17 protein-coding genes are annotated in these 20,231 nt (G+C 65.1%); 6 read left to right on the top strand and 11 right to left on the bottom strand.

Features of this window, described 5'->3' with window-relative positions:
* Position 1: 1 nt before the first annotated feature.
* Both VQ044_RS07595 and VQ044_RS07600 read left to right on the top strand, forming a co-directional pair.
* Positions 2-934 (top strand): hydroxyacid dehydrogenase, encoded by a 933-nt coding sequence (locus tag VQ044_RS07595; protein ID WP_327646245.1) that lies wholly within the window; start codon positions 2-4, stop codon positions 932-934.
* A complete protein-coding gene (locus VQ044_RS07600; protein WP_327646247.1) occupies positions 931-1,926 on the top strand; it encodes an Ldh family oxidoreductase in 996 nt (331 codons plus the stop codon). Before VQ044_RS07595 ends, VQ044_RS07600 begins: the two co-directional genes overlap by 4 nt.
* 25 nt (positions 1,927-1,951) lie before the next feature.
* Here VQ044_RS07600 and VQ044_RS07605 read toward each other — a convergent pair whose 3' ends face one another.
* The 4 genes from VQ044_RS07605 to VQ044_RS07620 all read right to left on the bottom strand — a co-directional run bounded on the left by VQ044_RS07605 (position 1,952) and on the right by VQ044_RS07620 (position 6,247).
* A complete protein-coding gene (locus VQ044_RS07605; RefSeq protein ID WP_327646249.1) occupies positions 1,952-3,121 on the bottom strand; it encodes a mandelate racemase/muconate lactonizing enzyme family protein in 1,170 nt (389 codons plus the stop codon).
* A 71-nt stretch (positions 3,122-3,192) separates the two neighbouring features.
* Entirely contained in the window at positions 3,193-3,690 is a 498-nt protein-coding gene (locus tag VQ044_RS07610) for a tripartite tricarboxylate transporter TctB family protein (RefSeq protein ID WP_327646251.1), read from the bottom strand.
* Positions 3,677-5,218: a tripartite tricarboxylate transporter permease gene (locus VQ044_RS07615; RefSeq protein ID WP_327624538.1), complete on the bottom strand. Its 1,542-nt coding sequence runs from the start codon at positions 5,216-5,218 to the stop codon at positions 3,677-3,679. Before VQ044_RS07615 ends, VQ044_RS07610 begins: the two co-directional genes overlap by 14 nt.
* Before the next feature lie 72 nt (positions 5,219-5,290).
* Positions 5,291-6,247, bottom strand: coding sequence for a Bug family tripartite tricarboxylate transporter substrate binding protein (locus tag VQ044_RS07620; RefSeq protein ID WP_327624539.1), 957 nt, complete (start codon positions 6,245-6,247; stop codon positions 5,291-5,293).
* Positions 6,248-6,461: 214 nt separating this feature from the next.
* Here VQ044_RS07620 and VQ044_RS07625 point away from each other — a divergent pair, with 214 nt between their 5' ends.
* Complete coding sequence (locus VQ044_RS07625; protein ID WP_327646253.1) at positions 6,462-7,169, top strand: GntR family transcriptional regulator; 708 nt, start codon at positions 6,462-6,464, stop codon at positions 7,167-7,169.
* Between the two features lie 32 nt (positions 7,170-7,201).
* Here the strand turns inward: VQ044_RS07625 and VQ044_RS07630 are convergent, their stop codons facing one another.
* From VQ044_RS07630 to VQ044_RS07660, 7 genes are all read right to left on the bottom strand, one after another.
* Positions 7,202-7,948, bottom strand: coding sequence for a fumarylacetoacetate hydrolase family protein (locus tag VQ044_RS07630; protein ID WP_327646254.1), 747 nt, complete (start codon positions 7,946-7,948; stop codon positions 7,202-7,204).
* Positions 7,949-7,953: 5 nt separating this feature from the next.
* Complete coding sequence (locus VQ044_RS07635; protein WP_327646320.1) at positions 7,954-9,168, bottom strand: CaiB/BaiF CoA transferase family protein; 1,215 nt, start codon at positions 9,166-9,168, stop codon at positions 7,954-7,956.
* A complete protein-coding gene (locus VQ044_RS07640; RefSeq protein ID WP_327646255.1) occupies positions 9,168-9,950 on the bottom strand; it encodes an enoyl-CoA hydratase/isomerase family protein in 783 nt (260 codons plus the stop codon). Before VQ044_RS07640 ends, VQ044_RS07635 begins: the two co-directional genes overlap by 1 nt.
* A gap of 4 nt (positions 9,951-9,954) precedes the next feature.
* Positions 9,955-11,235 (bottom strand): TRAP transporter large permease, encoded by a 1,281-nt coding sequence (locus VQ044_RS07645; protein WP_327646256.1) that lies wholly within the window; start codon positions 11,233-11,235, stop codon positions 9,955-9,957.
* The gene (locus tag VQ044_RS07650) at positions 11,235-11,756 is read right to left on the bottom strand and encodes a TRAP transporter small permease (RefSeq protein WP_327624546.1); all 522 of its coding nucleotides are present in this window, start codon (positions 11,754-11,756) and stop codon (positions 11,235-11,237) included. Before VQ044_RS07650 ends, VQ044_RS07645 begins: the two co-directional genes overlap by 1 nt.
* 135 nt (positions 11,757-11,891) lie before the next feature.
* Positions 11,892-12,863 (bottom strand): TRAP transporter substrate-binding protein, encoded by a 972-nt coding sequence (locus VQ044_RS07655; RefSeq protein WP_327646257.1) that lies wholly within the window; start codon positions 12,861-12,863, stop codon positions 11,892-11,894.
* A gap of 50 nt (positions 12,864-12,913) precedes the next feature.
* Positions 12,914-14,110, bottom strand: coding sequence for a pyridoxal-phosphate-dependent aminotransferase family protein (locus VQ044_RS07660; protein WP_327646321.1), 1,197 nt, complete (start codon positions 14,108-14,110; stop codon positions 12,914-12,916).
* A gap of 166 nt (positions 14,111-14,276) precedes the next feature.
* Here VQ044_RS07660 and VQ044_RS07665 point away from each other — a divergent pair, with 166 nt between their 5' ends.
* From VQ044_RS07665 to VQ044_RS07675, 3 genes are all read left to right on the top strand, one after another.
* A complete protein-coding gene (locus tag VQ044_RS07665; RefSeq protein WP_327646322.1) occupies positions 14,277-17,216 on the top strand; it encodes an FAD-binding and (Fe-S)-binding domain-containing protein in 2,940 nt (979 codons plus the stop codon).
* Between the two features lie 95 nt (positions 17,217-17,311).
* Complete coding sequence (locus VQ044_RS07670) at positions 17,312-17,986, top strand: GntR family transcriptional regulator (RefSeq protein WP_327624549.1); 675 nt, start codon at positions 17,312-17,314, stop codon at positions 17,984-17,986.
* A gap of 264 nt (positions 17,987-18,250) precedes the next feature.
* Positions 18,251-20,191 (top strand): polysaccharide biosynthesis protein, encoded by a 1,941-nt coding sequence (locus VQ044_RS07675; protein ID WP_327646259.1) that lies wholly within the window; start codon positions 18,251-18,253, stop codon positions 20,189-20,191.
* Positions 20,192-20,231: the final 40 nt, after the last annotated feature.

Consider the following 20,231-nt stretch of genomic DNA (forward strand, 5'->3'; position numbering starts at 1 on the left):
ATTGCCCGAGATTGTCATTACCGAGTTCATGGACGAGGCCGCCGTCGATCGGATCCGGGCCCGGCTTGAGACCCTCTACGATCCGCAACTCGTCGATCGCCCGGACGATCTCATCGCCGCGGTCGCCGGCGCCAACGCCCTCGTCGTGCGCAACCGGACCAGGGTCACTGCCGCGCTGCTTGCCGCCGCCCCCGGCCTGCGCTGTGTCGGGCGCCTCGGCGTCGGTCTCGACAATATCGATCTCGATGCCTGCAAGGCGCGCGACGTGAGGGTCTATCCGGCATCGGGCGCCAACGATGTCGCCGTCGCCGAGTATGTCGTCACCACGGCGCTCACGCTGCTACGGCGCGCCTATGCCGCGACCGAAGACGTGATCGCCGGTCGCTGGCCGCGCCAGCAATTGATCGGCCGGGAAGCGCAGGGCAAGCGCCTCGGGCTGGTCGGTTACGGCTCGATCGCCCGGCAGACGGCCGCACGGGCGCGGGCCTTCGGCTTTTCGATCGCGGCCTACGATCCGTTTTTGCCGGAAAGCGATGCCGCGTGGGCCGATGCCCAACGGCTCGACCTCGACGATCTGCTTCGCCTCTCGGATGTCGTCAGCCTGCATGTGCCGCTGACGGACACGACACGCCACATGATCGGCGCGGATGCGCTGTCGGCGATGCGGCCCGGTGCCGTCTTGATCAATTCAGCGCGCGGCGGCGTGGTCGACGAGGCGGCGCTGGCCGACGCGCTGCGTCAGGGCAAGATCGCCGGCGCGGCGCTCGACGTATTCGAGACCGAGCCTCTGACCGCCGAAGCCGGTCGCGTTTTCGCCGGCATCGCCAACCTCATCCTGACGCCGCATATCGCCGGCGTCACCGACGAATCGAATGTCAGGGTCAGCCGGGTGACGGCCGACAATATCCTGCGCCATCTGGAGACGCGTTCGTGACCGAAAGACTGTCGATCGCCGAGGCTGAAACGCTCGCGTCCGACGCGCTGCAACGCGCCTCGACCGGCCCGTCGCAAGCCGCCTCGGTTGCGCGCGGGCTCGTCGCCGCGGAAGCCGCCGGCCAGAGCGGGCACGGGCTGCGGCGCCTCGTTGCCTATTGCGCCCAAGCCACGGCCAGAAAGGTTGCCGGCGCGGCGGTCCCACAAGCCGAGCGAACCCGATCGGCGCTGCTGCGCATCGACGCAGGCAACGGCTTCGCCTTTCCCGCGCTCGATCTCGCCGTTGAACAGCTGCCCGCCATCGTGCGGGAGACGGGCGTTGCAAGCGCCGCCATTCATCGCTCGCATCATGCCGGTGTGCTCGGCCTGACCGTGGAGCGGTTCGCCGAGGTCGGCCTCGTCGCTCTGATGATGGCCAATTCGCCCGGCGCCATGGCGCCTTGGGGCGGCACCCGCGCCCTGTTCGGCACCAATCCGGTCGCCTTCGCGGCCCCTTTGGGCGACCGTGAGCCGATCGTCATCGATCTGTCCCTGTCGAAGATCGCGCGCGGCAAGGTCATGGCCGCCAAGCAGAAGGGCATTTCCATTCCCGCAGGCTGGGCATTGGACCATGCCGGACAACCGACGACCGATCCCGACGCGGCGCTCGCCGGGACCATGTTGCCGATGGGCGATGCCAAAGGTGCCGCGCTCGCCCTGGTCGTGGAAATGCTGTCGGCCGGACTGACCGGCGCGAACTACGCCTATGAGGCGAGTTCCCTGTTCGACGACAAGGGGCCGCCGCCGGGTCTGGGCCAGTGGATCCTCGTCATCGATCCGGTGGCGATGGGCGGCGATCACGCCGTTGAGCGTCTGGCCGCGCTGGTGGGGGAAATCAGCGCCGAGTCGGGAACCCGGATACCGGGCCGCAAGGGCCGCGCCGCCCGGCGTGAAGCGCTCGAAACCGGTATCGCCGTCGACGACGATCTGCTGGCCGCGATCCGCGCGATCTGAAACGCCGGACTCAGGTCCGGCTTGATCAGTCCAGAAGCTCGCGCTTGAACAATTCGTAGAGCGCGGCCTTCGCCTCGAAGCCGACGCCCGGAACGTTTGGCAGGCCGACCCGGCTGTCTCGCACCTCGGTCGCGTCGGCGAAGCCGCCGAAGGGCTGGAACACGTCCGGATAGGATTCATTGCCGCCGAGATGCAGGCCGGCGGCGATGTTGAGCGACATCTGATGGCCGCCATGCGGCACCACCCGGCGGCTCGACCAGCCGTTGTCCTTCAGCATGTCGAGAGTGCGCATATATTCGACGAGCCCATAGGAGAGGGCGCAGTCGAACTGCAGGACGTCGCGGTCGGGCCGCATGCCGCCATGGCGGATCAGATTGCGCGCGTCCTGCATGGAGAAGAGGTTCTCGCCGGTGGCCATGCGGCCCGAGTAATGGTCGGCCAGCTCCGCCTGCAGAGCATAATCGAGCGGGTCGCCGGCTTCCTCGTACCAGTAGAGATCGTAGGGCTCGAGCGCCTTGGCGTAGGCGATGGCCGTCGAAAGGTCGAACCGGCCGTTGGCGTCGACGCAGAGATTTTGTCCCTCGCCGACGACGGCGAGCGCGGCCTCGACGCGCTTCAGATCCTCATTCAGCGGCGCAAGGCCGATCTTCATCTTGCAGACCGTATAGCCGCGGTCGCGATAGGACCGCATCTCGTCCTTCAGACCCTCGACCTCCTTGCCGGGATGGTAATAGCCGCCGGCCGCATAGACCCAGACGCTGTCGTCGGCTTCGCCGCCCCGGTAGCGGTCCGCCAGCAGCCGGTAGAGCGGCTTGTCCGCGATCTTGGCGACCGCGTCCCAGACCGCCATGTCGATCGTCCCGACCGCCACCGAGCGCTCGCCGTGACCGCCCGGCTTCTCGTTGGTCATCATCGCCGTCCAGATGGCGAAGGGATCGAGATTGTCGTGCTCGCGGTCGATCAGCGTCTCCGGATCGGCTTCCATCAGCCGCGGGATGAAGCGTTCGCGCATCAGCGCGCCCTGGCCGTAGCGCCCGTTCGAATTGAAGCCGAAGCCGACGATGGGCTTGCCGTCGCGGACCTGGTCGGTGACTACCGCGACGACGGAACAGGTCATCTTGGAAAAGTCGATGAAGGCGTTGGCGATCGGGCTGGCGATCGAGACGGTCTTTTCCCGGATCTCGGTGATGCGCATGACGATGCTTTCAGAATCGAATGACGGCGGGAGGCGTGGCGGCGACAGTCGCGATCGCGGACGACCCGACCCTAGAAGAACAGGCCGCGCGGCATCGGGATCAGCAGGACGTTGGCCATGATCAGGTAGAAAGCGGTCAAGATGGCGACACCGATCACGCCGAGGACGGCGCCTTCGCGCAGCGTGACGCGCTCATGGCTGGCGACGGCCATGATGGCGAAGAAGGCGATGAGGCTGGCGACGAAGAATCCGAGGATCGGAATCAGCCCGACCCACGCGGCCATGGCGACCAGAAAGCCGATGCGGCGCGGCATCGACCCTTGCGTCTGCTCCGTCTCGCTTGCCGTTTCGTCGGCCGCCTCGACGGAGGGGCGCCGCGCCGCGATGACGAAATTGCGAAGGATCAGGATCGCCGAGAACACGATCATCGCGGCGGAGATGGTGATCGGAAACACCGAACCCATCGGCGTCATGCTGCCGGTCTGCAGGATGAGCACCACGCCGAGACCGACGAACAGGGCGGCGGCGATGGTTCCCGGCAGGTCGTGCGGCTTCTTAAGGACGGCCATCTCGACTCTCCACGATGATGTCGGTCTTTGACTTGCGGGCCCGCCGCGCCCCGATCGCTCCGACGATCAGGGGATAGAACAGCGTCAGCACCGAGAAGGCCACGATGGCCAGCGAAATCGGCCGGGCGAAGAACATGCCCGGAACGTTCCCCTGCGCGTTGCCGATCAGATAGCTCTGCACGAATCCCTGCTCGGCGATCTGCCCCAGCACCAGCCCGAGCACGATCGGGGAGGGGGCGAAGCCGACCCGGTTGAGGATCCAGCCGATGACGCCAAGACCGAGCATCACGGCGACGTCGTTGAGATTGTTGTGGATCGCGAAGCTGCCGATGACCGTCATGAAGGCGATGGTTGGCACCAGCGCGGCTTTCGGGATCGCGATGATGCCCTTGTAGGCGTACCGCCCGACCAGCAGGCCGACCGGCAGCATCAGGATCGTGCCGATGAGCAGACCGAAGATGAAGGTGTAGACGATCGACCCTTGCGTGGTGAACAGCGTCGGGCCGATGCGGATGCCCTGGACGAGCAGCGCGCCGAGGATGACGGCATCCGGCGGCGTGCCGGGAATTCCCAGCACCAGCGTCGGGATGAAGCCGCCGCCGACGGTGCCGTTGTTGGCCGCCTCGGTGGCGATGATGCCGCCCGGCTCGCCCGTGCCGTAGCGTTCGGGATGCTTGGCGGACCGGCGGGCCTCGGAATAGGAGACGAGGCTGGCGACCGAGCCGCCGGCGCCGGGCAGAATGCCGACGAGCGTGCCGATCACCGAGCTGCGGATCAGGTTGAACTTCTCCCGCATGACGATGGCGAAGGCTTCCTTCAGCCGATAGCCGCTGGTGTCGCTCTCGACCTTGAGATGCGGGTCCTTGGTCGCGACGAGGTCGATCAGGACCGGGATGCAATAGAGCCCGATCAGGCCGGAGACGATGTTGATGCCGCCGAGCAGCGCATGACTGCCCATGGTGAAGCGCACGTCGGCGCCGATGACCGCGACCCCGATCATCGACATGAGCAGGCCGAGGCAGGCGCCGATCATGCCCTTCATGAGATTGCCGACCGACAGCGCCGAGATCAGCGTCAGGCCGAAGACGGCGAGCCAGAAATATTCGGGCGGGCCGAAGGCGAGCGCGACCCGCGCCAGCGGCGGCGCCAGGAACATCAGCATCAGCGCCCCGACGATGCCGCCCGACACCGAGGCCAGGGTGGCGATGGAGATGGCCAACGCGCCGTCGCCGCGCTTGGCCATCGGAAAGCCGTCGAAAGTGGTGGCGATGGCCGAGGGCGTGCCCGGCGTGTTGACCAGGATGGCGGAATAGGAGCCGCCGTAGATCGCCCCGGTATAGATGGCGCCGAGCACGATGAGGCCGGAGGCCGGGTCCATCGTGAAGGTGAACGGCACGAGGACGGCCACGGCCATCGTCGCCGACAGGCCGGGCAGCGCGCCGATGACGATGCCGGCCAGCACGCCGCCGAGCGCCAGAACGAGGTTGAACGGCGTCAAGGCCTCGGCAAGATAGACGAGCTTGTCCATGGCGATCGCTTCAATGGAATGGAAAATGGCAGGCGGAAGCGTCGACCACTCCCGCCTGGGCTGGGCTGGCGCCTATTTCTGGGCGATGCCCATCTGCTCGGCGACCGCCTGATACTGCTCGCGGCGCTCGTTCATGAATGCCTCGACTTCGTCGTAGGGAACATTGATGACGACGAAGCCGCCGTCTTCCATCTTCTTGATGAAGTCCGGGTCCTGATTGACCTTGTCGAGGGCGTCGGAGACCTGCTTGCGGACGTCTTCGGGAGTCGAGTTCGGCACGGCCACGCCGCGATAGGCGCCCCCGACCATGTCGTAGCCGAGTTCCTTGAAGGTCGGAACGTCCGGGAAGCTCGGCACCCGCTCTTCCGATGCGACGGCGAGGACTCGCAGCGCGTCGCCCTGATTGATGGCGGAGGTCGTATAGCCGAAGCTCGCCAGAACCTGGTTGCCGAGTACGGCCGCGATGGACGGGCTCGTGCCGGAAAACGGCACATAGGTCGTGGTGATGCCGGCAAGACCGTCCAATTTCGTCTTCGCGACGTGATTGGCCGAATTGGTCCCCGAGCCAGAGAAAGTCACCAGCCCCGGATTTTCCTTGGCGTAGTTGACCAGATCCTCCAGCGTCTTGAACTGGCTGTCGGCCGGCACGACGATGGCGTCCGGCGTGTACTGGAAGAAGTAGACATTGGCGATGTCGTCGGTCTTGTAGCCGACTTCCTGCGCCATCGGCTGCAGGATGATATGGGGCAGGTTGGTGCCCATCAGCGTGTAGCCGTCGCCGTCCATGCCGTTGAGCTGCGACCAGGCCTGCGCGCCCCCGGCCCCGGCCATGTACTGGACCACCATGCTCTGCCCGGTGAGGCGCTCGAAGACCGGCTGCTGCAGCCGGGCGGCGATGTCGGATTCGCCACCGGCGTTGAACGGAATGATGTAGTTGACGGGCTTCGTCGGATAGTCCTGCGCGCTCGCGGAACCGGCCGTTAGTCCGACCGCCAGGACGACGCCTGCCATCAGTGACGTGAGTTTCATAGTATTCCTCCCAGTGAATGTCTCCCGACCGGCCCACTTGCGTCGCGCGCACCCTCCAGGCGCGAAACGGCGGCGACCGATCTTTTCCAATCTGTGACCACGCCACCGGCAATGTCAATCATGCGTCCGAAGATGCATGCAAGAAAGCGTTCGATTTGCTCGGCGAGCCGTGTAGGGTGGCGGGAAGGCTCTCGCAGCAAGAGGGAAAATCACGATGTCGAACGCGCCGACGCTCCTCGGCATTGAAAGACCGGAGCCCAAGCCGTCGCTGGTCGAAGCGGCCTATGACGCCGTCAAACAGGCGATTCGCGATGGCGTCTTCCCTCCGGGCTTTCAAGGCTCCGAACAGGAGATGGCGCAACGATTGGGGATGAGTCGGACGCCGGTTCACCAAGCGATCATCCGTCTGCAGAGCGAGGGCATGGTCGAGCTGCGGTCGAAACGCGGCGTCGTCATCAGCGCGCTGTCGCCTGACGACATGAAGGAGGTCTACGACGTCATCATCGCCGTCGAAGGCATGGCGGCGCTGCTCCTGGCCGAACAGCCGCGCGAGGCGCGCGAACCTGTTTGCCGCGACATGGAACGGCTGAACGCCGAGCTAGCCGAGGCCCTTGCTAGGGATGACCTTCCCGGGTGGGCCGATCTGGATGCGCGGTTCCATGCCTGCCTCGTGCATGGCGCCGGCAACGGCAGGCTGGAGCGAATCGCGACAGTCAATATCGACCAGTCCTTCCGGGCGCGCCGGCTGACCTTGCATCTGCGGTCGAAGCCGACGGGCTCTATCGCGGAGCACCAGCGTATCGTCGACGCGATCCGCGCCGGCGAGCCGGGCGAGGCGCGTCAGATGGCCCAGGAGCACAAGATCCGGGCGCGAGATATGATCGTGGACCTCCTGCGGCGCTATGACATGAAGCATCTGTAACGCGGCTGTCAGGCCCGGCCGCGCTCATTCGGTTACGTCGGAAAATCCGCCGCGACGTCGCCGAGCCCGTCGATCCAGCCGCGCACCGGCGTGCCGCGTTCGATGAAAGGCATGCCGTTCAACGAGCCGGTGATGACCACCTGACCGGGACTCAAGCCGCCGCAATGCGACCCGATCATGCGGGCCAGGGCGCAGAAGGTCGCGAAGGCATCGCCGCCCGGCACATCCGCACGACCATCGAGGACGGTTTGCGAATCGAGGTCCAGCCTGGCGTTGACCGTCGTAAGGTCCAACGCCTGCCAATCCGCGCGCGGCGCCCCAATAACGACGGCGCCATTGAGCTGGTTGTCGGCCAGCCTGAGCAGCGGCGGCGCCGCGTCGATGTCGGTCAGGCGCGTGTCGACGATCTCCAACGCGGCGACGGCGGACACGCAGTCGCGCGCGCGCCTTTCAAAATCCGCATCCGCAACATCGGGCAGGGGCCTGTCCACGATGAAGCCGACTTCCAGTTCGATGCCGATGCGGTCGATGTCCGCGCGGGTGAAGACGGCGGGGCTCGCCCGCACGTCCTTTTGAAAGATTGGCGCCATGATCTGGTCCTGGCCGGGACGACGGCCGGTCTTGAAGCCGCCGACCGGACCCACGGCATCCGCCACGCGGCGCTGGATCGCATAGGCGTCGGACGCACTGGCAACGCTGTCCGACATGTCGGCGGGAGGCACGCGCAGCCCGCCGTTCCTGGCCAGGATCAGCCGGTCGGCGAGGCCGAGATGTGCCATTCCCGCTACGCCGTGGGGCCGCGGACGGCGCCGGATTCGAGCATGGCGTCGATGGCCTTGTCGTCGTAGCCGGCCTCCGAAAGGACTTCGCGGCTATGCTCGCCGAGCAGCGGCGCGGGGCGCGTGACGCCGCCCGGGGTTTCGGAGAACTTGATGGGCAGGCCGATCGCCTTCACCGGGCCGGCCTTCGGATGCTCGGTCTCGACCACCATCTCGCGGGCGAGCGTTTGCGGGTCGCGGTGCATCTCGCCGACGTCGAAAACGGGACCGGCGGGAACCCCTGCCGCCTCCAGCCGCTCCAGCCACTCCGCCGATGACTGTCGTGAGAAATAGCCGTTGAGGATGTCCTCGAGCGCGGCGAGGTTATGCATCCGCCCGCTGTTGTTCGAGAAGCGTTGGTCGTTCGCCAGTTCCTGTGCGCCGATGACCGCCAGCATCCGCTCCCAGTTCTTCTGGTTGGCCGCCCCGACGGTGATCCAGCCATCGGCGGTTTGGAACGCCTGATAGGGCGCGTTGAGCGGATGCGCCGAGCCGAGCGGGCCAGGCGAAACGCCGGTGGCGAACGCGATCGCCGACTGCCAGTAGGTATGGGTAATGCCGGCCTCGAACAGCGAGGTGTCGACCTTCTGGCCTTCGCCGGTCTGAAGTTTGCGCGCATAAGCGCTGGCGCAGCCGAGCGCCGCGAGGATGCCGGCCGTGATGTCGGTGACCGGCGCGCCGGATTTCACCGGCGGCCGGCCGGGTCCTTCGCCGGTGATCGACATCAGCCCGCTCATGCCTTGCGCGATCAGGTCGAAGCCGCCGCGCGATGCGTAGGGACCGCTGCGGCCGAAGCCGGAGATCTCGCAATAGATCAGACCCGGATTCGCCTTGCGCAAATCCTCGTAGCCGAGGCCGAGCTTTTCCATCGTCCCCATGCGGTAGTTCTCGATGACGACGTCGGCGGTCTCCAGCATTCGCCGCAACACCGCCTTGCCGTCGTCGCTCTTGAGGTCGAGGACGACCCCGCGCTTGTTGCGGTTCATCATCATGTAGGCGGCGGATTCGCCGCCGATATCGGGCGGCAGGAAGCGCCGGCTGTCGTCGCCTTCGGGCTTTTCGACCTTGATCACGTCGGCGCCCATGTCGGCGAGCATCATGCCGCAGACCGGACCCGCCATGATATGGGCGAGCTCAATGACCTTCATGCCCTCCAGCGGGCCTTTCGCGGAGGGCGTCATCATCGGCCTTTCCACTGGGGTTTGCGCTTGCCGAGAAAGGCTTCCATGCCTTCCTTGAAGTCCTCGCTCATATAGGCCTTGACCACCAGGTCGCGGTCATCGGCGCCGGCGCCATCGATGCGCAGCCGCCGCAGCGCCTCCTTGGTCGTGGCCAGGGTGATCGGCGCGTGTCCGGCGAGCTGCGCGGCCAGCGCCTCGGCGCGGGCGATCAGCGCGGCGTGATCGGGCACGATCTCCGAGACGAGGCCGATCGCCTGCGCCTCGTCGGCGCCGACGAGCCGCGCCGTAAAGATGACCTCCTTGGTTCGGCCGGCGCCCATCAGGCTGGAAAGCCGCGAGAGATTGGCGATCGACAGACAATTGCCGAGGGTGCGCGCGATCGGAAAGCCGAAGCGGAGATCCGCCGTGGTGATGCGGATGTCGCAGGCGGCCGCGATCCCCGCGCCGCCGCCGGTGCAGGCGCCCGAGATCGCCGCGATGGTCGGCACCGGGCAGGCCTCGACCGCGCCGAGGACGACGTCCATCCGGTGTTCGTAGTCGAGCGCGTCCTGATCGGTGTTAAAGCCGCGGAACTGCGTCATGTCGGTGCCGGCGGCAAACGCCTTCTCGCCGGCACCGGTGACGACAAGGCATTTGACCGAGCCGTCGGTCGGGACCGTCCGGCATATCTCGGCGAGACCGTCATACATGCCGAAGGTCAGCGCGTTGCGGGACTGCGGGCGGTTCAGTGTGACCCAGCCGGTGGTTCCGCGGACCTCGTAGAGGAGTTCGTTATCGGACATGAAATCACCTGTAGAAGTATTCGACGAGGAACATCGGGATGGCTGGCACGTAAGTGCTGATGATCAGGACAAACAGGAGCACGCCGATCAGCGGCAGGTTCCACTTCGTCACCTCCCAGATGTTCGCCTTGGCGATCGAGCAGGCCGTGATCAGCACCGAAGCAACCGGCGGCGTCTGCTGGCCGATGGCCAGATTCAGCGTGACGACCAGACCGAAATGCACCGGATCGATCCCTGCCTGCTGGATCAGCGGGGTGATGATCGGGACGACCAGGATAATCGCCGCGGCCGAATGCAGGAAGAAGCCGATGACCAGGAAGAAGACGTTGAGGATCAAAAGAATGAAGTACTGGTTGCTGGTGAGGTCCAAAATCGCCGCCGCAATGTCTTGGGGAACACGGGCGGTGGTCAGGAACGAGCCCATCAGGACGGAGGTCGCGACCAGCAGCATGACGACCGCCGTCTGCATGCCACCCTCCAGCATCGCCTCCTTAAGTTGGCGCCAGTCGACCTCCCGGTACCAGGCACCCACCAGGATCGCCGCGACGACGGCGATGCCGGCTGCTTCCGTCGCCGTCATGAACCCGCCGAAGATGCCGCCGAGAATGATCACCGGCAGGGAGAATGTCGGTAGCGCGTCGATGAAGGTGGCGCGCAGCGCTGGGAGATTGAAGGCATCCTCGGTCGGCCAGTCGTATTTGACCGCGTAGTAGTAGGCCACACCCATCAACCCGGCCGCGCCGAGCAGCCCCGGCACGACACCCGCGACGAACAGCTGTTCGATGCTGGCGCCGGAGGAAACACCATAGAGGATCATCGGGATCGATGGCGGGATGATGATCGCCAGCGAGGCCGAGGATGAGGTGATCGCCGCCGCGAAGGGGGCGGGATAGCCGCGCCGCTTCATCTCCGGAATGATGATCGAGCCCATTGCCGCTACGTCCGCGACCGCCGAGCCCGAGATTTCGGCGAAGAACAGCGACACGCCGACATTGACCATCGCCAGGCCGCCGCGCACGAAGCCGATGATCGCCGAGACGAAGGCGATGAGGCGCCGGGTGATGCCCGTCGCGTTCATGATCGCGCCGGCCAGCACGAACATCGGGATGGCGATCAGCGAGAAGGATTTCGCGCCCGAATACATATCGAGCGCGATCGTCACGAGGGCGCCGGCTCCGTCGGTCAGCCCGATGGCAAGGACCGCCGCCAGCGCCAGTGCGATGGCGATCGGCACGTTGATGCAGACCATCGCGACGAGCGCGATGAAGATAGCGAACATGAACATCAGGCCTGATCCTTGTCGGGCGTTGCGCCATGCGCCATGACCGCGTGTTCCACCGAGCGTCCGGCCATCACGTCGCGCCAGTAGTCGGGCAGACTGAGAAGTTCGGCGACGATGAACAGGATGGCGCCGATCGGGATGATCGATTGGGTGAGAGAGACCGGCACCCATGTCAGGCTGACCAGCGTCTCGCCTTCGAGGATGCTCAGGACCTCGAGCCCCGCCCAGGCGAGCAGCGCGAAGAACGAAATCACCAGGGTTTCGGCGACGATCACCGCCGCGCCGCGCGCCTTCCGCGGCAGCGCGAGGAGCACGTCATCGAAGCCGATGTGGCCGCGCCTGAGCGCGGCGAGAGCGGCGCCGTAATAGGTGGTCCATGCCAGGAGCACCGAGGCGACCTCGTCATACCAGGAGAGCGAAGCCCCTGCCTTACGGAAGATCACCGCCACCACGACCACGGTCGTGAGGCCAACCATGAGGGTAATGACCACCCAGGTCAGAACCTCGCCCAGAAGCTTCGCCATCAGGCGCAATTCGGCCTCCCGCGCCCGTTCGGGCGCCCCATTTGTCGATGATCAATAATGATAGGACGGGCGTCCGCCGGACGGGCCGTGCCGCATGAAGGATGGCCGGTGGCGCGGGCGCCACCGGCGTTCAGTTTATGAGCTGGAGGCGAGCGCCTGGATGTCCTCGATCAGCTTCTGGCCACCCTCGACCTGCTGACCGAATTCCTCGTAGATCGGCTTGGAGGCCTCGATGAAGGCATCCTTGTCGGCCTCGTTCACTTCGACGCCGGCTTCCTTGATCTTGTCGACCAGTTCGCCGTCGAGCTTGGCCGATTCGTCATAGGCGAAGTCGCTGGCCTTGACCGCACAATCCTGGATCGCGGCCTTCAGCTCGTCGTCCCAGCCTTCCCACTGCTTGGCGGAGCTGGCCAGATAGGCCGGCGAATAGACGTGCCCCGTCATCGACAGGTATTTCTGCACTTCTTGGAACTTGCCGGAATAGATCTGGGCGAGGGGGTTTTCCTGCCCGTCGATGACGCCGGTCTTCAGCGCCGTGAACACTTCCGAGAAGGCCATCGGTGTCGGGTTGGCGCCGTAGCTCTGGAACATCTTCACCCGCCACTCGCCCTTCGGCGTACGCAGCTTGATGCCTTCCAGATCGGCTGGCACGGTAACCGGCCGGACGTTGTTGGTCACGTTGCGGAAGCCGTTTTCCCAGAAACCGATGATCCGGTAGCCCTTGTCGCTGGCCGCGTCGACGAAGGTGCTCCCCATCTCGTCGCGGACCTTGCGCATGTGGTCGCGGTCCTTGATCAGATAGGGCATCTCGAAGATGCCGAAGGTCGGCGACACGGAGCTCATGATCGAGGAGGGGATCGAGAAGGCGATTTGCCCGAGCTTGAGCTTCTGCAGCATCTCCTCGTCATTGCCGAGCTGCGACGAGCCATAGACCTCGACGGTCGCCTTGCCGCTGGCGTCGACGCATGCGGCGAAGTTGTTGCCGGTCGATTCGTAAAGCGATCCCGGCGCGCCGACATGGCCCAGTTTCAGGACCTCCTGGGCGCTCGCCGTCGTTCCCCAAAGCGCCGCTGCCGCGACGCCCATCATCAATGTGCGAATTCTCATTGTCTTTCCTCCCGGTTATTTTCGGACGGGCGGTTTCCTCCGCCCGATTCTTACTCTGCTGCTTGTTGTGCCTGCCTCTCCGTCGCCGAGGCGAGCACCTCCATCGCCGCCTCCACGCCGCCTGCCTTGTGCCGCACGCCCGCTATCCGCAAGCCCATCTCGACGCCCCCCAGCGTACCGACAAGCATGAGATCGTTGAAGTCCCCGAGATGGCCGATGCGGAAAATCTTGTCGGCCACCTTCGACAGTCCGGCACCGAGCGACATGTCGAAGCGCTCGAGGATGATCTTGCGCAAAGCGTCGGCGCCGCTCCCGTCCGGCATCAGCACAGCGGTCAGAGCGCCCGAATGCTCGGCCGGCTCGGCGCACAGAACGTCCAGGCCCCAAGCCGCGACGGCCGCGCGCGTCGCCGCGCCGTGGCGTTGATGCCGGGCAAAGACGTTGTCGAGCCCTTCCTCGTGCAGCATCCCGATCGCCGCATCGAGGCCGTAGAGCAGATTGGTCGCCGGCGTGAACGGAAAGAAACCGTTCGCGTTGGCCGGCAGCATCTCGTCCCAGGCCCAATAGGATTTCGGCAGCGTCGAGGATTTCGACGCTTCGATCGCTTTGTCAGATAGGGCGTTGAATGACAGGCCGGGCGGCAGCATCAGTCCCTTTTGCGAGCCGCCGACGGTGACGTCGACGCCCCATTCGTCGTGGCGGTAGTCGATCGAGCCGAGCGACGAGATCGTGTCGACCATGAGAAGGGCCGGATGGCTCGCCGCATCGATGGCCTTGCGGACATTGGCAATGGACGACACGCAGCCGGTCGAGGTCTCGTTATGGACGACGCAGACCGCCTTGATCGCGTGGCCCTTGTCGGCCGCAAGGCGTTCGCCAATCGCCTGAGCGTCGGCGCCGTGGCGCCAGTCGCCAGCAATGAATTCCGTTTTCAGACCAAGGCGTTCGGCCAGTTTCTTCCAAAGACTGGCGAAATGCCCGGTCTCATACATCAGCACCAGATCACCGGGCGACAGCGTGTTGACTAGGGCCGCTTCCCAGGCGCCGGTTCCGGAGGCCGGGTAAATGACGACGGGATTCTTCGTCTTGAAGATCGTGCGGATGCCCGACAACACGCGCTGGCCCAGAACTTGGAAGTCCGGGCCGCGGTGGTCGATGGTCGGTCTGTCCATCGCTCGCAGGACGCGATCGGGAACGTTCGTCGGCCCCGGAATCTGAAGGAAATGCCGTCCCGGTTGATAGCTCACGATCAGTCCCCCTGAGATCGTGACGCCTTGCCGCATCCGATCCCTTTCCTGCGATGCGCTCTTGCCGGCACATCTTAATTGCGGTCATATTGAATTATGAATTCATTATTTCTGTCAAGCGGCGAATGGCGCTTTCCCGCAGTGGAGATCCGAAATCGTGGGTGAGATGATCCGGCCGGGCCTGTCCCGCAGGCTGTCGAAAGAAATTGCCGGGGAGGTGCTGTTCGACCGCTTTTCTCGCGGGCGCTACGCGACCGACGCCTCGATCTACCAGATCATGCCGGCCGGCGTGGTGGTGGCGAAGACGACGGACGATGTCGCCGCCGCGCTCGACGCGGCTCGCGAGGAGGGGCTGCCGCTGACGATGCGGGGCGGCGGCACGTCGCAATGCGGCCAGACGTTGAATTCGGGGCTCGTCGTCGACACCTCGAAATATCTCAACCGGTTGCTGGAACTGGATGTCGAAGGCCGCCGTGCGGTTGTCGAGCCGGGCATCGTGCTGGACGACCTCAATCGGCTGTTGAAACCGCATGGCCTGTGGTTCCCGGTCGATGTTTCCACGGCTTCGCGGGCGACGATCGGTGGCATGGCCGGCAACAATTCCTGCGGCTCGCGTTCGCTGCGTTATGGCACCATGCGCGACAACATCATCGCCATCGACGCGATCCTCGCCGACGGAACCAGGGGCCGCTTTGCCCGCCTTGATCAGGACGCCCCGGACGAGCCGTCGCGCGATCTCGTCGCCGCCATGCTGGCGCTCGGCCGGCGCGAGGCCGCCGAGATCGAAGCGCGGTTCCCGAAGGTGCAGCGGCGGGTCGGCGGCTATAATCTGGACGCGCTGATGCCGGCCACCGAGCCGATCAATCTCGCCCATCTCCTCGTCGGCTCGGAGGGCACGCTGGGAATTTCGACGGTCATAGAGATCGCTCTGTCGCCACTGCCGAAGACCACCAAACTGCTCGGCGCCTGCCATTTCCCGACCTTCCGGGCGGCGATGGAGGCCGCGCAGCACATCGTCGCGCTGAAACCCACCTCGGTCGAACTCGTCGATTCGACCATGATCGCGCTCGCCCGGCGGATCGACATGTTCGTGCCGACGCTCGAAGCCTTCGTCGAAGGCGATCCGGCGGCGCTGCTCCTCGTCGAATTCGCCGACGAGGCGGACGAGAACGAACGCAGCATCGAGGCGCTGCGGGACGTCATGAGCGATCTCGGCTACGGCTTCGGCAAGGGAGGCGAACAAGAAGGCGGCGTCGTTGCGGTCAAGGACGCCAAGCTGCAGGCCGCTATCGCCGACCTGCGCGCCTCGGGCCTCAACATCATGATGTCGATGAAGGAAGCGGGCAAACCGGTCTCCTTCGTCGAGGATTGCGCGGTGCCGCTGGAACATCTCGCCGATTATACCGATCGGCTGACGGCGATCTTCGAGCGCCATGGCACGCGCGGCACCTGGTACGCCCATGCCTCCGAGGGCTGCCTGCATGTGCGGCCGGTGCTCAACGTCAAGCTGGACAAGGACGTCGCCACCATGCGGGCGATCGCCGAAGAGGCCTTCGCGATGGTGCGCGAATACAAGGGCTCGCATTCCGGCGAACACGGCGACGGCATCGTCCGCTCCGAGTTCCACGAGGTCATGTTCGGCTCGCGCATCGTGCGCGCCTTCGAGGAGGTGAAGACCGCTTTCGACCCGTCTGGGCTGCTCAATCCCGGCAAGATCGTCCATCCGCCGAAGATGGATGACCGCGGCCTGATGCGATACCCGCCGGGCTACGCGGTTGAGGACATCACGACGGCCTTTGACTGGTCGGCCTGGCCCGGAGCGGCCGGCGGTTTCCAGGGCGCCGTCGAGATGTGCAACAACAACGGCGCCTGCCGGAAGATGGCTGGGGCCGTCATGTGCGCGAGCTACCGCGTCACCCGGAACGAGAACGACGTGACGCGCGGGCGTGCCAACACCCTGCGCCTGGCGCTGTCGGGGCAACTCGGCCCCGATGCGTTGGCCTCCGACGACATGGCCGAGACGCTCAAGCTCTGTGTTTCCTGCAAGGCCTGCCGCCGCGAATGTCCGACCGGCGTCGACATGGCCAAAATGAAAGCGGAAGTGCTCTACCAGCGCGGGAAGGCCAAGGGCTTTTCGCTGAAGGATCGATTGATCGCCGAGCTACCGCGTTATGCGCCGGTGGCTGCGCGGCTGACGGGATTGCTGGCGCTGCGCGATCGCATTCCCGGGTTTGCCGCGCTGTCGGAGCGCTTGTTCGGTTTCTCCCGCCGCAGGACGCTTCCGATCTTTCGGCGCGATTGGTTCCGCGACGGGGAGGGGGATCGGGGCGAGCCGCTGCCGCGAGCGGGCGAACGTGGTGTGGTTCTTTTCGCCGACACCTTCGGCCGCTGGTTCGACCCCGAGACGCTGCGTGCTGCAGTGAAGGTCCTCGAAGCAGGCGGCTACAGCGTTGCGACCGCCAGTCTCGGCATTGGCGAGCGGCCGCTGTGCTGCGGCCGGACCTACCTCGCGGCGGGCATGGCGGATCGAGCCAGGGAGGAGGCGCGGCGTACGATCGCAGCGCTGCTACCGCATGTGCGGGCGGGGCGGACGATTGTCGGTCTCGAGCCGTCCTGCATCCTGACGCTGCGCGACGAATTCTTGGCGCTGGTGCCCGGAGAGGACGCCGAATCCGTTGCCGCCGGCGCGATGCTGTTCGAGGAGTTTCTGGTCCGCGAAAACCGGGCTGGCCGCCTGTCCTTGCCGCTCGGACTGCTGGACCGAAAGGCCTACCTGCACGGACACTGCCACCAAAAGGCGTTCGGCGCGATGTCGGCGGTCGAAGGCGCGTTGCGGCTGATTCCGAACCTCGATCTTGAGGTGATCGAATCTTCATGTTGCGGCATGGCCGGCGCTTTCGGCTACGATGCCAAGACGATCGACGTGTCGTTGGCGATGGGCGAGTTGTCCTTGTTGCCAGCCGTGCGAAGTGCGTCGGAGGATGCGATCATCGTCGCGGACGGCACCTCCTGTCGCCACCAGATCACCGACGGTGCAGGCCGAAAGGCGGTTCATGTCGCCGAGGTTCTCGCCGGCGCGCTGGACCGGCCGCTCGCGGCGGCGTAGCAGCAGACATCCCGTCCGCCGTGGGCTGCGGTGGGACCGAGATCAAGCGCGACGGCCTGTTGGCGGATCGCTATACTGACGCAGGACAATGAGACATGAGCCTTGCCGACCTGAACCCCGAAGGCTTCCTGACGCGTCCCGCGCTGGCGGTCGAACTGACCGACCGGATGCGGCGGATGATCATGGAAGGCGAGCTGAAGGGCGGCGAGAAAGTGCCTGAGAAAGCACTGACCGAACGTTTTGGCGTGTCGCGCACGCCGGTTCGTGAGGCCTTGAAGGTTTTGGCGCACGAGGGGTTCGTGCAACTCGTCCCGAACCGGGGTGCCGTCGTGGCGCGGCAGACCCTGTCGGAACTGGCGGAACTGTTCCCGTTGATCGCGGTGCTGGAAGGCCTGGCCGGCGAACTGGCGGCCGAACGAGCCTCGGATGAGGATATTGCGGCGATCGGCGAACTGACACGCCGTCTTCGCGAAAGCCACGAAATGCAGGATCGCCCCACCTATTTCGAGATCAACCAGGCGATCCACGCGGCCATACTCACGGCCGCCGGCAACCCCACTCTCATCCAGCATCACGCCATGGTGGCGCGGCGTGTCTACCGGGCGCGCTATCAAGCCAATCTGACACCCGAGCGCTGGCTCGCCGCGACGCGGGAACACGAGGTCATCCATGCCGCGCTTGCGAGGCGGGACGCCCCTCTTCTCGGCCGTTTGATGAAGGAGCACCTTCAGTTCAAGCTCCAGACCCTGGTGGCGATAATCGACGAATGAACCACCTCGGTCAGCTGCTCGCCCGAGCGGGTGGTGGCTGTGATACGGCCGACTTGGCGCCGAGCCGAATTCTAGCCATGAAGCATGCTATGCTGATCTCGTCTGGGGTTGGGGGGGCTCAGCCTATCCCTCGACGGATTTTTTGGGTAAGAAACTCTTAATCCTTTAAATTTCCACTGCGGGTGGATGGTTGTTATGGCAAGTTCAAGTCACGTCTCTCGAATGCTTTTCATTCGAGGTATAGCCTTAGTCCATGATGCCGTCATGGGAGGCGCGGCGCTGTTTCTGGCTCTGGTCCTGAGGCTGGATCTGGATAGGGTCCTTTCCAACCTGCTGGAATATGGCCTTGCGACGCTTGTTTTTGGCGCAGTCGTTGGCATCGTCGGATTCGTGCTCGGGATGAACCGGGGGGTCTGGCGCTACGCCTCGCTCCCGGATCTCGTGGCGATCATCAAGGCGGCTACAATCTCGGTTGCGATTTTCATCGTCGCGCATTTCCTGCTGGTGCGGCTGGAGGCGATCCCGCGCTCGTCGATGATTATCGCATGGGCGTTTCTGATCGTCTTGCTGGCGACGCCACGCGCCGTCTATCGGGTCTATCGCAACTGGCGGGATACGCGCCGCGCCCGGGACAGGGACGGCGGCTCGGCCAAGCGCGTTTTGCTGATCGGCGCCGGCGATAACACCGAGACATTCTTGAAGACCATCGCGGAACGAAGCGGACAATCCTTCGATGTTCTGGCGATCATCGACGAGCGGGGACGCCGCACCGGCCGGTTCATTCGCGGCGTTCCGGTACTGGGGGGGATGGAGAAACTGCCGCAGATCATCCGGCGGTTCGATCGACGGGGGCGCCGGCCCGAAGCCTTGATCCTGACGCGAACGCGCGAGGACTTCGAGCGCCACGCGCGGATTCAGGATTTGATCGACATCGCCAGCGAGCATCGTCTGGAGATGCTGCGCTTGCCCAAGGTTCTCGACCTGCGCGAAGTCGGCGCGGAAGTGGAAGTCCGCCCGATCAAGCTGGAGGATTTGTTGCAGCGCAAGCCGCTACGCCTGGACGTTCCGAAAATGGCGACGATGATCAAGGGCCAGAAGATATTGATCACCGGAGCGGGCGGTTCGATCGGATCGGAACTCGTCCGTCAGATCGTCGCCCTGGAACCGGCCAGCCTGATCCTTGTGGATGCCAGTGAGTACCTGCTTTACGCGATCGACGGCGAACTGCGTCGAGGCAACCCCCAATACGCCCTGCATCCGCTGTTGTGCAACGTGCGTGAGAAGGAGGCGATCGCCCGCATTGTCGATGCGCACCGGCCGGACGTCATTTTTCACGCCGCGGCACTGAAGCATGTTCCGATCGTCGAAGCGCAGCCGCTCGAAGGACTGTTCACCAATACCATCGGGACCCGCAACGTGGCGGAGGCCGCGATGCGCGCCAAGGTGGGCGCGGTGGTCATGGTCTCGACTGACAAGGCCGTCAATCCGGCGAATGTCATGGGCGCCAGCAAGCGCATGGCGGAGATGTTCTGCCAGGCGATGGATCTGGGTTCCGATAAGGCCGGAACGCGTTTCATCACCGTCCGCTTCGGCAATGTCCTTGGCTCGGCCGGCTCGGTCGTTCCGCTTTTCGAAAAGCAATTGAAGGCCGGTGGGCCGCTGACGGTCACCCATCCGGAGATCGAACGTTACTTCATGACGATACCGGAAGCCTGCCTTCTGGTGCTGCAATCGGCCGCCCATAGCCTGGAGGACCCCGAGGAACGGGGGCGGATCTTCGTGGTCGACATGGGTGCCGCGGTGAAGATCGCCGATCTCGCGCGCAATGTCATTCGTCTCTCCGGCTTGCGGCCGGATATCGACGTCAACATCGTCTATACGGGCTTGCGGCCGGGCGAAAAGCTTTATGAGGAGCTGTTCGATTCCCGCGAGACGTTGGCGCAGACGGATATCGACGGAATTCTCGTGGCGTTCCCGCGCGCAATCGAGCGCGGCGTCATCGTGCGTATCTTCGACGAGATGCGGCGTCTGATCGACGTCAATGACGTCGCGGGAGCCCTGCGTCTATTGAAGGCGACCGTCACCGAATTCAGCCCCGGCAAGGAGGTGCTCGCCATGATGCAGGGCGGTCCGCAGGTGCACCCGGCCGAACACGTCGCTCTCACCGCTGCCGGTTACGACAAATCCGACCTTCACGATCGTTGAGGCCGGGTTCATCGCCGGGGGGCCGCCGAGACCTGCGCGG

This window comes from Aurantimonas sp. C2-5-R2, assembly GCF_036549495.1.
Taxonomy (GTDB): domain Bacteria; phylum Pseudomonadota; class Alphaproteobacteria; order Rhizobiales; family Rhizobiaceae; genus Aurantimonas; species Aurantimonas coralicida_A.

Bases quoted from the DNA above. Each gene is read 5' to 3' on its own strand.
- VQ044_RS07605 (WP_327646249.1), bottom strand. From the start codon at position 3,121: ATGCGCATCACCGAGATCCGGGAAAAGACCGTCTCGATCGCCAGCCCG.
- VQ044_RS07610 (WP_327646251.1), bottom strand. From the start codon at position 3,690: ATGGCCGTCCTTAAGAAGCCGCACGACCTGCCGGGAACCATCGCCGCC.
- VQ044_RS07615 (WP_327624538.1), bottom strand. From the start codon at position 5,218: ATGGACAAGCTCGTCTATCTTGCCGAGGCCTTGACGCCGTTCAACCTC.
- VQ044_RS07620 (WP_327624539.1), bottom strand. From the start codon at position 6,247: ATGAAACTCACGTCACTGATGGCAGGCGTCGTCCTGGCGGTCGGACTA.
- VQ044_RS07625 (WP_327646253.1), top strand. From the start codon at position 6,462: ATGTCGAACGCGCCGACGCTCCTCGGCATTGAAAGACCGGAGCCCAAG.
- VQ044_RS07630 (WP_327646254.1), bottom strand. From the start codon at position 7,948: ATGGCACATCTCGGCCTCGCCGACCGGCTGATCCTGGCCAGGAACGGC.
- VQ044_RS07635 (WP_327646320.1), bottom strand. From the start codon at position 9,168: ATGACGCCCTCCGCGAAAGGCCCGCTGGAGGGCATGAAGGTCATTGAG.
- VQ044_RS07640 (WP_327646255.1), bottom strand. From the start codon at position 9,950: ATGTCCGATAACGAACTCCTCTACGAGGTCCGCGGAACCACCGGCTGG.
- VQ044_RS07645 (WP_327646256.1), bottom strand. From the start codon at position 11,235: ATGTTCATGTTCGCTATCTTCATCGCGCTCGTCGCGATGGTCTGCATC.
- VQ044_RS07650 (WP_327624546.1), bottom strand. From the start codon at position 11,756: ATGGCGAAGCTTCTGGGCGAGGTTCTGACCTGGGTGGTCATTACCCTC.
- VQ044_RS07655 (WP_327646257.1), bottom strand. From the start codon at position 12,863: ATGAGAATTCGCACATTGATGATGGGCGTCGCGGCAGCGGCGCTTTGG.
- VQ044_RS07665 (WP_327646322.1), top strand. From the start codon at position 14,277: ATGATCCGGCCGGGCCTGTCCCGCAGGCTGTCGAAAGAAATTGCCGGG.
- VQ044_RS07670 (WP_327624549.1), top strand. From the start codon at position 17,312: ATGAGCCTTGCCGACCTGAACCCCGAAGGCTTCCTGACGCGTCCCGCG.
- VQ044_RS07675 (WP_327646259.1), top strand. From the start codon at position 18,251: ATGGGAGGCGCGGCGCTGTTTCTGGCTCTGGTCCTGAGGCTGGATCTG.